The organism is Gilliamella sp. BG2 (assembly GCF_046635645.1).
Lineage (GTDB): Bacteria > Pseudomonadota > Gammaproteobacteria > Enterobacterales > Orbaceae > Gilliamella > Gilliamella bombi.
This window is the reverse complement of sequence record NZ_JBIDFF010000015.1, coordinates 48486-65794: the sequence shown is the minus strand read 5'-3', so window position 1 is coordinate 65794 and position 17309 is coordinate 48486. Positions and strand designations below refer to the sequence as shown.

The 17309-nt window shown below is 35.2% G+C and carries 13 protein-coding genes; 7 read left to right on the top strand and 6 right to left on the bottom strand.

Features of this window, described 5'->3' with window-relative positions; all coding sequences use genetic code 11:
• Positions 1 to 633: tetratricopeptide repeat protein (locus tag ACGH6Q_RS07865; protein ID WP_411592550.1), on the top strand; the 633-nt coding region annotated here is incomplete at its 5' end.
• An 18-nt stretch (positions 634 to 651) separates the two neighbouring features.
• Here the strand turns inward: ACGH6Q_RS07865 and ACGH6Q_RS07860 are convergent.
• Positions 652 to 4422: a T6SS effector BTH_I2691 family protein gene (locus ACGH6Q_RS07860; protein ID WP_411592549.1), complete on the bottom strand. Its 3771-nt coding sequence runs from the start codon at positions 4420 to 4422 to the stop codon at positions 652 to 654.
• A 241-nt stretch (positions 4423 to 4663) separates the two neighbouring features.
• On the opposite strand from ACGH6Q_RS07860, the gene nifJ reads away from it, so the two are divergent.
• Together nifJ and ACGH6Q_RS07850 are read left to right on the top strand one after the other, a co-directional pair.
• A complete protein-coding gene (gene nifJ / locus ACGH6Q_RS07855; protein ID WP_411592548.1) occupies positions 4664 to 8206 on the top strand; it encodes a pyruvate:ferredoxin (flavodoxin) oxidoreductase in 3543 nt (1180 codons plus the stop codon).
• Positions 8207 to 8467: 261 nt separating this feature from the next.
• Positions 8468 to 9655, top strand: a complete 1188-nt coding sequence (locus tag ACGH6Q_RS07850) for a pyridoxal phosphate-dependent aminotransferase (protein WP_085163787.1) — start codon at positions 8468 to 8470, stop codon at positions 9653 to 9655.
• 110 nt (positions 9656 to 9765) lie between these two features.
• On the opposite strand, the gene ACGH6Q_RS07845 is transcribed toward ACGH6Q_RS07850, so the two are convergent.
• The 4 genes from ACGH6Q_RS07845 to zapB form a co-directional block, all read right to left on the bottom strand.
• Positions 9766 to 10305 carry a C40 family peptidase gene (locus ACGH6Q_RS07845; protein WP_081296713.1) on the bottom strand — a complete coding sequence of 180 codons (540 nt, stop codon included), beginning with the start codon at positions 10303 to 10305 and terminating at the stop codon, positions 9766 to 9768.
• Positions 10253 to 11611: a DUF3482 domain-containing protein gene (locus tag ACGH6Q_RS07840; protein ID WP_065590481.1), complete on the bottom strand. Its 1359-nt coding sequence runs from the start codon at positions 11609 to 11611 to the stop codon at positions 10253 to 10255. Before ACGH6Q_RS07840 ends, ACGH6Q_RS07845 begins: the two co-directional genes overlap by 53 nt.
• A 1-nt stretch (position 11612) precedes the next feature.
• The gene (locus ACGH6Q_RS07835) at positions 11613 to 12920 is read right to left on the bottom strand and encodes a DUF2868 domain-containing protein (protein WP_065590480.1); all 1308 of its coding nucleotides are present in this window, start codon (positions 12918 to 12920) and stop codon (positions 11613 to 11615) included.
• A gap of 78 nt (positions 12921 to 12998) precedes the next feature.
• Positions 12999 to 13244, bottom strand: a complete 246-nt coding sequence (gene zapB / locus ACGH6Q_RS07830; protein WP_034910977.1) for a cell division protein ZapB — start codon at positions 13242 to 13244, stop codon at positions 12999 to 13001.
• A 100-nt stretch (positions 13245 to 13344) separates the two neighbouring features.
• Between zapB and tpiA the strand changes: the two genes are divergently transcribed.
• The gene (gene tpiA, locus ACGH6Q_RS07825; protein WP_085163788.1) at positions 13345 to 14109 is read left to right on the top strand and encodes a triose-phosphate isomerase; all 765 of its coding nucleotides are present in this window, start codon (positions 13345 to 13347) and stop codon (positions 14107 to 14109) included.
• Between the two features lie 70 nt (positions 14110 to 14179).
• Here the strand turns inward: tpiA and ACGH6Q_RS07820 are convergent, their stop codons facing one another.
• Complete coding sequence (locus tag ACGH6Q_RS07820) at positions 14180 to 14407, bottom strand: transcriptional regulator (protein WP_065590478.1); 228 nt, start codon at positions 14405 to 14407, stop codon at positions 14180 to 14182.
• Between the two features lie 150 nt (positions 14408 to 14557).
• On the opposite strand from ACGH6Q_RS07820, the gene ACGH6Q_RS07815 reads away from it, so the two are divergent.
• The 3 genes from ACGH6Q_RS07815 to hflD all read left to right on the top strand — a co-directional run bounded on the left by ACGH6Q_RS07815 (position 14558) and on the right by hflD (position 17292).
• Complete coding sequence (locus tag ACGH6Q_RS07815) at positions 14558 to 15247, top strand: helix-turn-helix transcriptional regulator (protein WP_411592547.1); 690 nt, start codon at positions 14558 to 14560, stop codon at positions 15245 to 15247.
• Between the two features lie 277 nt (positions 15248 to 15524).
• Positions 15525 to 16643: a tRNA 2-thiouridine(34) synthase MnmA gene (gene mnmA, locus ACGH6Q_RS07810; protein WP_411592546.1), complete on the top strand. Its 1119-nt coding sequence runs from the start codon at positions 15525 to 15527 to the stop codon at positions 16641 to 16643.
• A gap of 1 nt (position 16644) precedes the next feature.
• Complete coding sequence (hflD, locus tag ACGH6Q_RS07805) at positions 16645 to 17292, top strand: high frequency lysogenization protein HflD (protein ID WP_296300847.1); 648 nt, start codon at positions 16645 to 16647, stop codon at positions 17290 to 17292.
• Positions 17293 to 17309 lie beyond the last annotated feature (17 nt).

Genomic DNA, 17309 nt, shown 5'->3' with positions numbered 1-17309 from the left:
CTATTTGGTATCGGTGTTGAAAAAGACGAAAAAAAAGCCTTTGAGTTATACCAAAAAGCCGCTAAACAAAACTGCGCCCCAGCGCTTAAAACACTGGCCTTTATGTATATGCAAGGACTTGGTACCCAGCAAGATATACCTAAAAGTTTTGCGACTCTAGAGCAAGCTTACCAAATTTTACCAGACGATAATTTATGGCATATGATAAGCCATAAAATGTATATTCGTTACTCTTTAAAGACAACACTTAAATATTATAAAGAACCGCGCCGACAAAAATTTGAACCAAATGATTCCAGCGACGAAGACTATATTACTGAACGATTTCAATTTTTCGATCGAATCTATCTGTTAAATTTTACAGGTACTGTTGGGGCAATGTATGATTGGACAAGACCAACATGGTCAGTAATATTAGGTGAAACAGTGGGTGAAATTACCCCTCTAAAAGAGCGTTTTTTTGTTAAAGAATCAATCCAAGGATATTATAAATGCATGACATTATTAAGTTACTACTATAAAGGCGAGGCACAAGATATTACACAAGCTCAACTTTGGCGTAAATATGCTATTACTATGGGAGAGCTACCATTTGAAAATTACTGGCCAGGCTATCCCCCACTTGAACAATAAGGGCACACATGCCCTTTTTTATTTAAGCCATTTATGAACATTATTTTGAGTCGTTAATAAAATAGATTCGTAATCGTTTTTTATACTTTCAATCGCTTTCTTGTTAATTTGGGAAAGATTAACACCGCTCTCTTCTTGAAACTTTTCAACAAACATATTGAGCTCTTTAAATGCTCTAATTTGATCGAAACTCATTTTAAATCTTAGCTCACCTTTACGTACTCCTAAAGCTGAATAGGTGATCCAAACTTGAATTTCATCGTCAGAAAAATAGTCATAAAGTAACTCTAAAACCAAAGCTATTATGCCAACAACACCTGCAAAACGGAATAATATTGTACGCATAGCAAATAGATTAAACGCTTTTTGAACGCCTTTGTGGGCAAAGCGTGCTGCTAGCTTTTCTGCCACTGGCGTAATTTTAGCTTCAATAAAAGTTTGAACCCAAGCATAGCGATAGCTCATACACATTAACGAAAAAGCACTGCCTGATGCAAAATAACTCAAAGATGATACACTAGCTAACAATATTGACAAGATACTACCAAATTCGCCATCTTGTATAATGGATTTTATCATTTTAGCGCCCATTAAAAAGCTAACTAATCCAGTAAAAACGCCAAAGGTAACTTTGGAATAAATAAACACTGATGTTCGCCCAGTTAAAACTTTTGTCACACTGGCTGTAATATCTGCAGCAGCGGCAATGAGCGAACTAGTAGCTATCATTTTTTCCATTAAAATATCACTATCGTTAGCAAACAGATTGGGCTTTTTATCCATCACATATTGCCAGTTATAAATTTCGAATGCGCCGACTAAAAAAGCAAGTCTTACGCTGCGAAATTGAAGTTGTTTGCGATTAACATTAATCCCTGTACCATCTTCAAACACTTTAAAGGTAATGTTTAATGCTTTTTTAAAGACATGTTCAATTTCAACCAATTGGCGATAAAATCGTTGGTCAATATCTTTGATGACTTGGTTTAAGCTATTGCGCAAATCTTTAATCAACTTTTTCACTTCAGCAGAATAAGCATTTGATACCAGCTTTAAGCCACCGCCCGCATCAACGCCCGAAAAACTAAGGCTTTTAAAGGTTATCCACGCTTCAAACAGTTGATATTTTAGGTGAGCATAAACCACGCAGGTTTTCCAAACTGCCCCCGAAAGGGCAAGCATAGCCGATTCGGCAATCATTGCTCCTAAACTCAACAAACTATTACCGATAGGTTTACAGAGCTTAATCAGATTGTCGTACATTCGCAATGTCCCACTACAAATTAGCCCTGGCGAGTCATAATTAGCTAGATATTTGATTAAAAATATCCTTTTACCCAGATTAGTGTTAAGGGTTATTGTGGTTAAACCTTCAATTTTTTGTAATCGCTGTAGTTCAGTAAAATACTCAAGCATTAAAGTTGCATAACGAAATTGACTGGTAATAAATGATAGACTTTTTATACTAACTTGTTTTAAAAAATCTTTTTCATATTTATTGTCTTTTTCTTTGTCAACCGAATCATAAATATCTTGAAGCACTTTCATTGCCGGCTTAAAATCAAAGAATTGTGCACGTAATGCCAATATGACAAAGTGAGTTTTGCGCAGTTTAATATAAGCGCCTGATTCAACATCAATCCCTTTTAGATGTTTAAGGTCATACATTTTTTGGTTAAATTGCCGCCCAGTTTCACACCCTTCTAGCCCATGTGTTGAACGTGTATAAACCGATTGAAAATAAAATCCATTAATATTGATATTGTTTAGTTGTTCACATTGTTCCTCAGTAATTTCTTCATTTGCTAAAGCCTCTTTTAACTCTTTATCCATTTCTTTTTTAAATTCAAGCCATTTTGGATCGTCGCTGTCAATTTTGATGTTATCTTCATATGCTAAGTCATTAATCGCCATAAGATAATGGCTTTGCTCAAGCCAGCGAATAAGCTGTTTAGCACGTTCATTTGCTATTTTTTCTACTTCTTTATTAACTTGGTCAAGGATAGCATCGAAATCTTTACTGTCTAGGCGTTCGGTGTACTTTTCGAGGGCTTTATCGACTTTTTGATCGAGCTCGGCTTTATGTTGTTCTTTTTTACTGTCATAGTCATTAACCAGTTCTTGATAGACTTTGTGCAAAGTTAAAGCGGTTTCTTTGGTTTCAATAACGCTAGCATCAAGTGTAAACGATGAATATTTAACTAACTTTGCATAGATAGAGTTTGGATAATAGTCTGCTAATCCTGGCACTCCGGGATTATTTTTATGTGTCATATGATATTTATCATCTTCATAACTATCAAATTTAAGGTAATTCATAAATTTTTGATAATAGAGATGCCCAAATGGTTTACCATAAAAATGATCTTTAACCAATAAAATGTAAGATTTGACCATGCTATAAAATTCACGTTTCCTTGGTGCAGGTGAATTTTTAACGACCGAGATGTCAATACCTAAGCCTTGTGCAACAGTTTCAATATTAATATCACCACTGTATCGTCCTAATTGTATTCCGGGTGCTTTTCTACGGACAAGCTCTTTTAATTTTCCCTTTTGATAATCATGATCATCAATAGTTAATCCTTTATCAATAATCTGATATATCTCATCTTTATAAGGCGCTATTTCAAAATCTTTTTTTGCGACATCTGACTCAACATAAGCACGAACTTTGGTCATACATTGTTTTACATCACACTCCATTTCGGCTTCTTTTTTAAATTGAGCTAAGTGACCATAAATGTCGTTATAATAATCATTTAAATCTTGAGCAACGCCTAATGCATCTTCTATCGCTAGGATCATTGGCGTGCCATCATTACCACTATAATTTTGCATATTTTTGTATAATGTATGCAAACTACTTTGGTATTGCTCCGCTAAAATCGCTTTAATATCTGAGCCTGGAGCTGTCATAAAAGATTTTGTTTTAAAAGGAGCCCACGGTTGGTTTGTGCTGTTAAGCTTTAGTTTTTCTTTTTTGAATGTATATTCAATAAAATATTCAGTTGTATAAGATATTCCGGTATAACTGACATCATCAACTTTTGAAACCCGTTTTTTTGTTGCTTCTTTCCAAAAAATAGCCTTCTTTTTGCGATCTTTATCATCATGGTTTAAAAATATAGGGTATATTTCATTACCTTGTTGATTATCGGGCATTCGTCGATCTGTTATAAAATCAAAATCATAATCTAAAATTTGCTTTAATGATTCTTCAGTGGCGACCGTTGCACTTGCGTGTTGTTGCTGATTTTTCCATGCTTGAATGTTGATTTCTTGCATTCTAGGTAATGGAGATTTGGTACTGTCAAGCAACATTTCTTTAGTCCATGGAAATTCACTATAAGCAATATAAGCTTTTTCGTGACGGAATGAATTAGGTATAGTAATAAACGAAGTTAATTCTGGATTTTGATCTAAATTAGGACATTTATAAGAATCATCATTGTTGTGTTCCGCTGTTGGAGCACTAAAAATGGAATGTTGTAAAGTCAACTGCCCCCTGTTATTGACTTCATAAACAATCCAACTTTTATCAATATCAGCTAAATTAACTTCGTCTAGTGAGTTTTGTACAAGACTAGGTAAATGAAGGTAAATGAATCCTTCCCTTATTCGGCGAATATGATATTGGTAATCATCATTTAGAGGGACTGTTGTGACTCCATCTAAATTTGCCCATGAAGGTTTTGAACGATTAAGATAGGTAGGAATAACAGTATAACGCACAGGAAATATAGCAAGCCCATCGCGTTGACAACCGCATTTTTCTTTCATATTCATTTGTTTTATCCTTTTCTGTTTTAGTATTTTTATTATTTTATCTATCTATTATTTAACCAAAAATATGCTTAATTTTTTAAATTAATTGATTTTTGTTTTTTTATCAATACTTTTGTCTAAAGTGGTAATGATAAAAAATTTAACATAAAAATAACGAAAAGCTAGGTTAGTTTCTGATACAATAATACAAATTTATAATAAGTTAGTAATGTCATAACACTATAAAATAAAAGGTTTTTTAATGATCATATCAGACGCTAATAGTGCGGTGTCATCCGTCGCTTATCGGGCAAACGAAGTCATTGCTATTTACCCAATCACACCAAGCTCAACCATGGCCGAGCAAGCTAGCACTTGGGCTGAGTTTAATAAACCAAATGTCTTTGGTGATACACCAAGAGTGATTGAAATGCAATCCGAAGCAGGTGCAATTGCAACCGTTCATGGTTCATTAATGACAGGTGCACTTGCAACTTCGTTTACTTCATCACAAGGTTTGCTTTTAATGATCCCATCGCTGTACAAAATAGCCGGCGAACTGACTCCTTTTGTTTTGCATGTTGCCGCACGTACTGTTGCAACGCATGCTCTTTCAATTTTTGGCGATCATTCTGATGTGATGGCAATTAGGCAAACTGGTTTTGCGATGCTTTGTTCTAGTTCAGTGCAAGAAGCGCAAGATTTTGCCTTAATTTCGCAAATGGCCAGTTTTAATAGCCTTGTTCCTTTTGTTCATTTTTTTGATGGATTTAGAACCTCACATGAAGTTAATAAAATCTATCCAATAAGTGATGACCAAATCCGTAATTTATTACCACACGAAGCCATTAAAGCCTATCGCTCACGAGCATTAACGCCTGATAAACCGGTAACTCGAGGTACATCAGCTAATCCTGATACATACTTCCAGTGCCGAGAAGCGATAAATACTTATTATGATAATGTCTATCAACATGTTGTTGATGCTATGGATGCTTTTGCAGCAGAAACAGGCCGAAAGTATCAACCATTTGAATATTATGGTGCTAGTGATGCTGAGCATATTATTGTTATTATGGGATCTGGTGCTAGCACCGCAAAAGAAGTAGTTGATGTTTTACTTAAACAAAACGAAAAAGTCGGGGTTGTGATCGTTCGGCTATTCCGCCCATTTTCAGCCAATCATCTGCTCGAAGTTATGCCAAGTACTGTTAATAAAATTGCTGTGCTTGATAGAACTAAAGAGCCGGGAGCACAAGCCGAACCGCTTTATTTAGATATTATGACCGCATTTGCTGAAAGCCTGTCGCGCAAAGAACGCGCAACTATGCCACTTATTATAGGTGGACGTTATGGGTTATCATCTAAAGAATTTGATCCTCGTTGTGTACTTGCTATTTTTACTGAACTTGGATTAGATAAACCCAAACCACGTTTTACCGTTGGTATTTATGATGATATAACTGGGCTTTCTTTACCTTTACCTGACCAATCGATACCACAAAAATCTGCTCTTGAAGCGCTATTTTATGGGCTTGGCAGTGATGGCACGGTATCTGCAACCAAAAATAATATTAAAATTATTGGTGATAATTCTCCTTTTTATGTACAAGGATATTTTGTATATGACTCTAAAAAGGCAGGTGGTTTGACGACTTCACACTTACGAGTCAGCTTAGATCCAATTGATTCACCCTATTTAATTACCAGCGCACACTTTATTGGCTGCCACCAAGATCAGTTTATCGATAAATATCAAATTGTTGATAAATTAAAAGACGATGGCATCTTTTTGCTTAACACGCCGTATAGCAAAGATGAAGTTTGGCATAGACTTCCAAAAGAAGTGCAAGCTCAATTAATACAAAAACGAGCACACTTTTACATTGTCAATGCGGCAAAAATAGCTCGTGAATGTAATTTAGGCGCAAGAATTAATACCGTTATGCAGGCGGCATTTTTTCATCTAGCTGGAATTTTTAAAAACGATTTTAATATCGCCCAATTAAAAGAAGTCATTGCCAAAAGTTACAGCAGTAAAGGACAAGATTTAGTTGAAAATAACTGGAAAGCGCTCGACTTAGCTATAGCTTCGCTTGAACAAATACCACTTAGCTGTGTTGACCAAAGCAGTTCAACAATGCCATCTATTGTACCTGCTAATGCGCCTGATTTTGTTAAAACAGTCACTGCTGCAATGTTAGCTGGTTTAGGCGATAACTTGCCTGTATCAGCATTTCCACCCGATGGAACTTGGCCTATAGGTACAACTAAGTGGGAAAAACGTAACATTGCTGAAGAGATCCCTATTTGGCAACCTGAACTCTGTACCCAATGTAATCATTGTGCGGTTGCTTGTCCTCATGCAGCTATTCGAGCTAAGGTTGTTGATCCTGATGAAATGATCAATGCGCCTGATTCATTAAGCTCACTTGAAGTAAAAGCTCGTGATATGAAGGGACAACGATATGTTTTACAAGTTGCACCAGAAGATTGTACTGGCTGTAATTTATGTGTCGAAGTGTGCCCAGCTCGTGATCGTAATAATTTTGAAATTAAAGCCATTAACATGCGATCACGTATCGATAATCTTGAGACTCAACGAGCTAACTTTGAGTACTTTACTGCATTGCCTGATCGTGATATTAGCACGCTTGAACGCATTGATGTGCGTACATCGCAATTACTTACACCGTTATTTGAATATTCGGGTGCTTGCGCAGGTTGTGGCGAAACACCATACATCAAATTGTTGACCCAACTTTATGGTGACCATTTAGCCATTGCCAATGCCACTGGCTGTTCATCAATTTATGGTGGCAACCTCCCATCATCGCCTTATACTACTGATCGAAATGGTCGTGGTCCAGCTTGGGCAAACTCATTATTTGAAGATAATGCAGAGTTTGCATTAGGATATCGTATTACTTATAACCAACATAAAAAACGAGCGTTACGCTTACTTGATTATGTAGCTGGCGACATTTCGCCCGAAATAGTCATCGCCTTAAAATCGCCAGAAACCTCTATAGCGGAAAAACGTCAACAAGTCGAGTTATTACGTGAACAGCTTGCACACTTAGATTCTTCGCAAGCACAAGAGTTGATGATAGATGCAAATTATTTGGTAGATAAGTCAGTTTGGGCTATTGGTGGCGATGGTTGGGCTTACGATATTGGATTCGGCGGGCTTGATCATGTTATGAGTTTAACTGATAACGTAAATATATTGGTATTAGACACTCAGTGTTATTCAAACACTGGAGGTCAACAATCAAAAGCTACGCCGATGGGTGCGGTATCAAAATTTGCTGATTTAGGTAAGCATAAAGCACGTAAAGATCTTGGTGTTAGTGTAATGATGTATGGCCATGTCTATGTTGCACAAGTTGCATTAGGTTCACAACTTAACCAAACTCTTAAAGCCTTACAAGAAGCCGAAGCTTATGATGGACCATCTTTAGTTATTGCTTATAGTCCTTGTGAGGAACATGGCTATGATCTGGCTAAATCGCATGAACAAATGAAAGATCTAGTTAAGTCAGGATTCTGGCCTTTGTATCGTTACGACCCACGCCGTATGGCAGAAGGCAAACCAGGATTAGTGCTAGACTCAAAAGCACCAAATAGTGAGTCACTAACTGGTATCTTACTAAAAGAACAACGTTTTCGTCGTTTAGAAACACTTGAACCTGTAATTGCAAATACCTTGCATGAACGTTCAACAAAAATGGCAGATTCTAAATATAAATTCTTACAGATGCTAGCAACCTATTCGGATATTGAGACACCAGCAGATAGCTGACAATAGCTATACATGGTAATTATAAGCCATTATAAAGGGCTGTTATCAATAACAGTCCTTTTTTATTACCGCATTTGAGCAATAAAGCACCAGAATTGTGCATATTCAAATCACAATAGCTAACATAACAACCCAATATCACTAACTTTATGTTATTGAGTAATATACGAATCAATTATCCAATGATCGTTAAAAACTTGGTATTATTTTTGCATGATTAATAATTGACCACATAAAAATTAATTAAATGGGAGGTGAATCATGATATCCAATTTAAACGTTAGTAGAAGAAAATTAATCACATTTTCCAGTGCGGCAATTGCAGGGATATCTATTAATCAATTATTATCTAAAGCTCATGCAATAGAAGCGCAGAACTCGGTTTCATTCTCTCTACCTATGCTTGAAAATGCAGCAACACCTGATATTAACAATCCTGTAAGGCTCAACTTTAATGAAAATGCGCTTGGTATGTCACCACGAGCAAAACAAGCTGCAATTGAGGCTGTACCAAAAGCTAATCGCTATGCCAAAGCCGAAATGCCATTACTTAACAAACGATTAGCTAAATATCATAAAGTCGATGATACTCAAATTTTATTAACTGCAGGATCTTCAGAAGGTATTCGTAGTGCTATTGCTGCATTTGTTAAGCCAAATACTCAATTAGTCATTCCAGAGCTTACTTATGGAGATGGAGAACATTTTGCAAAGATCTTTAATTTAAAAATTACCAAAGTACCAAGTTTGCCAGATTGGCAGATCGATATAAAAGGCATACAAAAAGCTGCCGAAGATTATAATGGATTTTCAATTGTCTATTTAGTTAATCCAAACAATCCAACCTCGACAGTTTTTGCAACAAGTGAAATTGAATCTTGGATAAAAAGTAAGCCTAAAAATACTATTTTTATTGTTGACGAAGCCTATGCTGAATTTGTTAATGATCCTGCATTTGAATCAGTTGATAAATTAATTACACAAGGTTGTGACAATGTTATATTGCTTAAAACATTCTCAAAAATCCATGCTATGGCAGGGTTACGAGTGGGTTATGTGGTCAGTTCAGTTGAAAACGTTAAGAATATAGCTCAATATGTTGCTGGTGAAAAACTGAATTACTGTGGTGTTTGCGCAGCTCTCGCATCAATAGATGATCAACCCTTTTTAACATACTCTAAAAAAGCGGTTGATGTATCAAGGCAAATTATGGAAAAAGCTTTATCAGAACTAGGTTTGCATTATTTAAAATCTCAAACTAATTTTATGTTTCACAAAAGTCCAATTGATTTGAAAGATTATCGAGAACTAATGAAAAATAATTTTGTATTAATTGGTAGAGATTTCGCACCAGCAACAAATTGGTGTCGAATATCGCTAGGTTCACCGAGTGAGATGCTTTACGTTGCAAATGTAATGCGTGAATTAAAAGAAAAAGGAAAAATTTAAATTAACGGCTTATTCTAAAGCTCTTTAAATATTAGCTAATTTAAAGAGCTTTATTTTTATTATAAGCCGTCAAAATTGAATTATTCATTGAAGATAATGACGAAAAAAATTTAGCTACCCATAATACGACGCGTCATCCAATAATGTTTTTTCCAATAACTATCATTTAAGTTTGAATAAACTACACCTTTTGATGTTGAAGCGTGTAAAAATTTGCCGTCTGCATAATAAATGCCAACATGTAGACCACTACGGCTACGGCCTGTTTTAAAGAATACTAAGTCACCTGCTTTAGGGGTGTTTACCTTAACACCCAGCCGAGCTTGCTCAGCAGCACTTCTTGGTAAGTTTTTTGAAAGTTTATTTTTAAAAAAATTCATTACAAAACCAGAACAATCACTACCCGCTAAAGTCGTACCGCCATAACGGTATGGCGTGTTTTGCCATTTTTTATAATGAGATTCTATTTTAGTTAACATGGTTAGATTAGGACTAGGTTTAGTTTTCTTAATAGAAACTTGACGTTGGGTAGTACTACAACCAAACAACATGAAAATAGAAAAAAACAATATAGTTATTAAAAAACGTTTTTTCACGTTAGTACAGTTGTCGAGCAACGTCCCTAATAGTTGATTGTCTTTTTTTATCATTTCTTTTTGTTCCTTTATTTAACGTTGACCAATACGAATAACGCCTAGCCAATTTTAAGCTTTTAGGCAACACGCCTTTTTCCCATTCGGTTTTATCTATTTTAGATAATCTAACTGGGCTAGTGTCCGCATGGCTACGATGATTCAAACTTTCTTTAAGGCGAATTAAGCGCAAAGAAAGAAAACAGATAATAACATCATCAACACTTAACTTTCTATATCCAGAAAGCTGATACCGAACTCTAGAACCATAATGTTTTGCAGTCTGCATTAAACTACCAACTGCGGCACCAATTAACGCAGCTGATCCAAGTGAGATACCTCCGGTCGCTAAATCAATACTAGCACCAATTGTCGCCCCCTGAACAAAGCCTTTAGTCAAATGAGTACCCATCATTTTTAGAGCATCAATATTAAATAGATCAGCATTATAGCGACCTTTTATTAAAGGTAAATTCTCTTCACTTTCTTGATTTGAATCAAATTGATACAATTTTAATAATTCATTGATCGCCATTTGTTCTCGCTTTCTAACTTTATTTTGCATATCAGCAATTGCCTGCACATCTTCTGATTTAGCCATTTCATAAAAGGCTGTAACATCAACGAGTGTTTCGGCAATAATCAGATTAGCGGTTTGATTTCGAGAATTACGAGTTTGTGCGATTTTATCTAGCCAGTTATCTAATATAACCTTAGCAGGCTCAACTAGTAAAGCAAGGCTATGATATAAACGTTCTTCACCATCCAAAGGAGGAAATATAGCGTCGAATCTTATAATAGCATGAATCCCAATGCGTGACAGTAATCTTTTCCATTCCTTTTCATTTTGGTTACTGTCTGCAGTAAAATTTAAAACAGCTAATATGGGCTTATCACTATTGGCTAAAATAGCTAATTCATCGTGATACTTTGCCAATACTGGCTCCCGTACATCTATCACATAGATAGCCGCATCACTATTTAGCAGTTGCTTGATGACTTTAGCTTCTTGATTAAATACGTTTTCAGACTCTGGGCTTTGTAAAAAAAATGTTAATTTATCGACACCATCAAGTTTTGCATTAGTAGGAAGTAATTGGTTAATATAATCATAAAGTGCTAAACTGTCTTCTAATCCTGGAGTATCATAAAAAATTATTGATTTATTATGCTCAAGTGGCAATGTTATTGATTCAACGTGTCTTGTGGTGCCAGGGCTATCAGATACATTTCCAAAATGACTATTACGAATTAAGGTGCGTAGTAAAGATGTTTTGCCAACATTGGCATGACCAACCACTGCTAATTTTAATGTTGATAGCATTTTACAAAGCCTCGCTTAGCCAGTCAGGTTGAGCCAACTGTAAAGATAATGATTGCCAATTATGATACTGTTTACCTTGATTAATAAACCAAATACGAGTTTGCTGAGATTTATTAATCAGTTGATTAATAAAATTTAATACTCCCCTATCTGGCGCTCTATCGGTATCAACCGCAATTAATAATTTTTGAGCTGGCGTTAATTGTAAATAATCTAGAATATTACTGCGCTGTTCACGCGTATTTAAAAAACCTAAAAATGAGACAGACTCAGGGTAGTGCCAACTTTCTTGCACATCGATGGCAACCAAAAAATTACCTTCAGCAGCTTCTATTGAATGTGTTGAAAAATGCCACTGGTGACTATTTTGACCTAATTTATCAGCATCTTCAATATTCACAAATAATGACTGCAACCGATTTGCTAATATTTGATAATCAGGATGAGAGATATTAAGCTCAATTCGACGACTACTAATAAGCCAATTAACACCACAAAACACCATACACAAAAGCCGCAACATTAATCCATAAACAATAAATACACCTAACAGCCAAACAGCCCACGATGATCGAATTTCACCAGCACTTAACGCATGTTCGCTTAGCTTTATAACTTCGTCTTTTGGAATTTCAAAGCCAAGTAATGACGGTAAATAGCCTAAATAATGAGTTAAACCAATAATCGTATCAGAACTAAGCAAAGTGGTTTGCCATTCAAAACTATAATGCTTAGTTGAAAATAGCACAACTAAAACTAATAATGCACAACTTAAAATCACAGTCCAAAACAGATTAAGCACAAACCCAATAAGCCAACGAATACGAGAGCCAAATAGTTCAACAAATGCAGGGATCAGTTGTTGCACTGTCTTTTTTTGAGAAAGCTTTTTAGCCAACCATAACCAACAATGAATCAACAAACTACCACCAAAATTGGAAAAGAGGAAAAACGAACCAAGCCAAATAGTTAGCGTAATTAAATGAACTCCTAACAAACTAAAAAGCGCCCAATACAAATTGATAGGGTTTTGACTTAATGCTCCCAATGCTAATGAACCACCTAAAAAAACAGATAGTAGCAGCAATAATGCAAAAGATAACTTTACCGATCGCAAAAGTACTTTTTGCGCCAAATACAATCCATTTTGTTTAGACAACATGATTGCACGCATCACAATTCGATCTGGAAGCGATATTTGTTCGGCTCTTACTTGTCGGTTGATATCTTGATCAGCAAACTGCCCAAATTCTGTTTCAATTAAATGGATCGTTTCGGTCAACCAGAGTGATTTTAGCTTTTGTCGCATTAGACTTAATCTTCAACATTATAATAAATAAAATATAAAAGAAACGCGACATAAGTCGCGTTCATAAAGTCGAATCAATTATTGTGTAATTTCACCAATTTTACTTAATAAAGTTTGAATACGTTGTTGCCATACTTGCTGATCTTGTTTTAGCTTTTCGTTTTCGTCACGTAGTGCTTTCATTTCATCTGAACTATCATTAATTAATTGCTCTAACTCTTGATTGCCTTTTCTTAAGGTTGCAATCTCTTGTTGTAATGTATTGATAGTATTTATAGTATGTTGGATTCGACTTTCTAATTGATTTAGTATTTCTAATGACATATTTTTCCTCAAGCTCAAATTATTTGGTGTATAATGCTAATCATTATACCGAATTCATTCTAAAATCAACACCTTTTTAAATCTTAAGTTGGAGAAAATTATGCGAAAACCTCTCGTTATGGGTAACTGGAAATTAAACGGTAGTTTGGATATGGCTAAAAGCTTAGTCTCAGGACTAAAAAGTGAGCTATCAAACGACACAGCATGTGATATTGCAATTGCACCACCTGTTGTATACCTTGATTTTGTAAAACACCAATTAGGTGGATCTAATATTATTTTAGGAGCACAAGATGTTGGTATTAATTTATCAGGTGCTTTTACTGGCGAAGTATCAGTTAACATGTTAAAAGAAATTGGCGTGACTCATATTATTATTGGACATTCTGAACGCCGAACTTATCACAAAGAATCTGATGAATTTATTGCAAAAAAATTTGGTGTAATTAAAGAAGCTGGTTTAGTGCCTGTATTATGTATTGGCGAAACCGAAGCAGAAAACGAAGCTGGTCAAACACAAGCTGTTTGCGCACGCCAAATTGATGCAGTAATAAAATCACTTGGTGTTCAAGCATTTAACGGTGCGGTTATTGCTTATGAACCAATCTGGGCTATTGGAACTGGCAAATCTGCAACTCCTGCACAAGCACAAGCTGTTCATAAATTCATTCGTGATCATATTGCTAAACAAGATGCAAAAGTGGCACAACAAGTAACCATTCAATATGGTGGTTCAGTTAATGATAAAAATGCGGCTGAACTATTTACTCAACCCGACATTGATGGCGCACTAGTTGGTGGTGCATCACTAAAAGCTGATGCTTTTGCGGCAATTGTTAAAGCGGCTGAACAGGCTAAAAAATAATGCATAAATATGTCGAATAACAAAATAAAAAGACGCTTAATTTAGCGTCTTTTTATCATTTAAATTAATATCATTTTTTAGCCTTAGTCGGATAACGTGAAGGCCAAATTTTTTCGACAGGTACTTGTAAATAATCAGAAATAATTCGTTCATACTTAGGGCAATGACGATATAATGCGTTTCTTAAAGTATCAGCCTGCAAACCACTAGCTCTAGACAATGCTCTTAAATTTCCGCCTCTAATTTTAATTTCGCCTACAACTCTAGATGGTGCCCAGTCTTGATCTTGCTCTCTCATTATGAGATCCTCTATTAGTTAAATTCTTACTATTGTAAAGATTATCGGTAATACAATGTTCAAAAGATATGAATTTATATAGAGCAGAATAACACAGAAAAAAACGATTTAAAACAATAAAAACAATAAAAAAATGGAATAGAGGAAAAAATGTTCGAAAATAAAATAAAAAACCAAACCGAAAAAGAAAAAACACGAACCCTAACTAATACAGGGGTCATTAATTTTAAAAATCGATTAAGCCTAGTGTTAGAAGGTCTTTCAGGTAATGCCTTTGCTAAAAAAGTTGGCATGTCAGAAGCTGTAATAAGAGATTACTTATCAGGCAAAACCTACCCATCACTAAATAGATTAGCTATCATAGCCCAAAAATGTAATGTTCCTATTGAATGGTTAGTAACTGGAAAAGGAAAATGTCGATTATTATCAGATTCAGATACTCAAGATTCAGTATATATCCCATTCCACCATTTAAATAATATGGTGAAACCTTACTCAAAAATCGAATCAATCCCATTTGATATTAATTTAATAAGGCATCAAGGCTGTAATTACGAAGACTTAGTCGCCGTATGGGCAAAAGGTGATAGCATGGAGCCAACAATATCAAATCATGATATTCTTATTATTGATAAAGCGCATTATAAACCGATCGATGGCTATTTGTATGCTGTTGAATATGAGGATCAAATCAGTATAAAACGCATTCAAAATCAAGGAGCAAACTTAGCATTACTTTGCGACAATCCTAAGTACCCAACCATTATTGGGGATAAGCATGAACCGCAAGAATTTAAAATTATTGGGCATGTAGTTTATCTTCTAAAAGATCTTAACTAAAACCCATTTAAGCTTGGGCTAATTACAGCTTTACCGGCTTCGACTGGTAAGGCTGTTTTAATGTATTTAACTCTCGTTTTTTTCTATGAATATCAAGGTAAAAAAAATGTCAAAAAGTTTCAGGTAACTATGTGTTTCAGTATAAAATCAATGTAAAGCTATTATAAAAAATAAATTAACTTAACAATCGTTATCAGCATAACTTTATGCTTTTTTCACTAGTTATGCTAAAATTAGCATTAAATTTTTTATTAGTTTTACCTATTAATATAATATTATGCCAAATATAAACACTCGAAAAAAAGTCGTTGTCGGTATGTCTGGCGGCGTTGATTCTTCTGTCTCAGCTTATTTATTACAACAACAAGGATACGATGTTGTTGGGTTATTTATGAAAAATTGGGAAGAAGACGACACAGAAGAATATTGCTCTGCCGCTGTTGACTTAGCCGATGCGCAAGCAGTTTGTGACAAATTAAATATAAAATTACATACTGTCAATTTTGCTGCCGAATATTGGGACAACGTATTTGAACATTTTTTATCTGAATATAAAGCAGGCCGAACGCCAAATCCTGATATTTTATGTAATAAAGAAATAAAATTTAAAGCATTTTTAGAATATGCGGCCGAAGATCTTGGCGCAGACTTTATTGCCACAGGGCATTACGTCCGTAAACGTCAAACAGGCGATAAAGTCGAATTATTACGAGGGATCGACAATAACAAAGATCAAAGCTACTTTCTTTACACCCTTAGCGAAGCACAAATAAGCCAAAGCTTATTTCCAGTTGGTGAACTCGAAAAACCAGAAGTGCGAAAAATTGCACAACAACTTGGTTTAGCAACCGCTGCTAAAAAAGACTCAACTGGCATCTGCTTTATTGGTGAACGTAAATTTAGTGACTTTTTAGCACGATATTTACCCGCTCAAGCAGGTAACATTCGCACTATTGATGGAGAGATTATTGGTCAACATCAAGGCTTGATGTATCACACATTAGGGCAACGCAAAGGGCTTGGTATTGGTGGCTTAAAACAAGCTGACGACACACCATGGTATGTTGTAGACAAAGATCTTACCAATAACGAATTGATTGTGGCACAAGGCCATGCTCATCCAGCACTCCTTTCTGAAGGATTAATTGCTCAACAACTTCATTGGGTTGATCGTAAAGTAGTAACAAAACCATTTAGCTGTACTGTAAAAACACGTTATCGTCAACAAGACATAGCCTGCCAAGTAATACCATTAACCGATGACAAAATTAAAGTCATATTTAATAATCCTGTTGTAGCTGTTACACCAGGTCAGTCTGCTGTCTTTTATAAAGATGAAATATGTCTTGGTGGTGGTATTATAGAAGAACGAATTACAAACAGTAAGGAAGACTAACGTGAATAATAAATACCACCATATTGCTATTGCCCTCGCTGGTGCGGCACAAAGTGCAATACTGGTGCCACAACTTGCTAACACAGGCGTTTGTAATGTTACACTTTATGAACAAGCAATAAAAAGCTTGTTTAAAACCTCGCCAAAAACAACGGATGATGTTTATGATGGTATTAAAAATATCAAAACAGGATTACAAACAGTAATACAACTATTATTATCAGGACAAAAAGAACAAGTCCAAATTATTCGTTACCTGTTTGGTACAATTGGCATTACTAGCAAATTATTAAAAAATAATGACGCATTAGATAAAATTGACCAACGATTAAAACGCATTTCAGGACTTTATCTAGATATAAATGATGAAACTGTTAGTACTAATATTGAAGATCTGTCCTATTCATTAGCGGGAATTTATTCTGATATCATCAGCCCGATATCAACAAGAATAAAAGTTGTTGGCAAAATCGAATTTTTACAAAACACATTGGTACAAGCAAAAGTAAGAACCGCCCTTTTGGGATGTGTTCGATCGGCTATTTTATGGTATCAAGTTGGTGGAAATCGTTTCCAGTTTCTTTTTTGCCGTAAACGCATTTGTAAAGCAGCACAAGAACTATTAGACCAAATTAATTGCGCAAACTAATTTGCACTTTATAACTG

Excerpts from the sequence above, each read along its gene's own strand:
- ACGH6Q_RS07860 (WP_411592549.1), bottom strand. The coding sequence starts at position 4,422 with ATGAATATGAAAGAAAAATGCGGTTGTCAACGCGATGGGCTTGCTATA.
- nifJ (WP_411592548.1), top strand. The coding sequence starts at position 4,664 with ATGATCATATCAGACGCTAATAGTGCGGTGTCATCCGTCGCTTATCGG.
- ACGH6Q_RS07850 (WP_085163787.1), top strand. The coding sequence starts at position 8,468 with ATGATATCCAATTTAAACGTTAGTAGAAGAAAATTAATCACATTTTCC.
- ACGH6Q_RS07845 (WP_081296713.1), bottom strand. The coding sequence starts at position 10,305 with ATGATAAAAAAAGACAATCAACTATTAGGGACGTTGCTCGACAACTGT.
- ACGH6Q_RS07840 (WP_065590481.1), bottom strand. The coding sequence starts at position 11,611 with ATGCTATCAACATTAAAATTAGCAGTGGTTGGTCATGCCAATGTTGGC.
- ACGH6Q_RS07835 (WP_065590480.1), bottom strand. The coding sequence starts at position 12,920 with ATGCGACAAAAGCTAAAATCACTCTGGTTGACCGAAACGATCCATTTA.
- zapB (WP_034910977.1), bottom strand. The coding sequence starts at position 13,244 with ATGTCATTAGAAATACTAAATCAATTAGAAAGTCGAATCCAACATACT.
- tpiA (WP_085163788.1), top strand. The coding sequence starts at position 13,345 with ATGCGAAAACCTCTCGTTATGGGTAACTGGAAATTAAACGGTAGTTTG.
- ACGH6Q_RS07820 (WP_065590478.1), bottom strand. The coding sequence starts at position 14,407 with ATGAGAGAGCAAGATCAAGACTGGGCACCATCTAGAGTTGTAGGCGAA.
- ACGH6Q_RS07815 (WP_411592547.1), top strand. The coding sequence starts at position 14,558 with ATGTTCGAAAATAAAATAAAAAACCAAACCGAAAAAGAAAAAACACGA.
- mnmA (WP_411592546.1), top strand. The coding sequence starts at position 15,525 with ATGCCAAATATAAACACTCGAAAAAAAGTCGTTGTCGGTATGTCTGGC.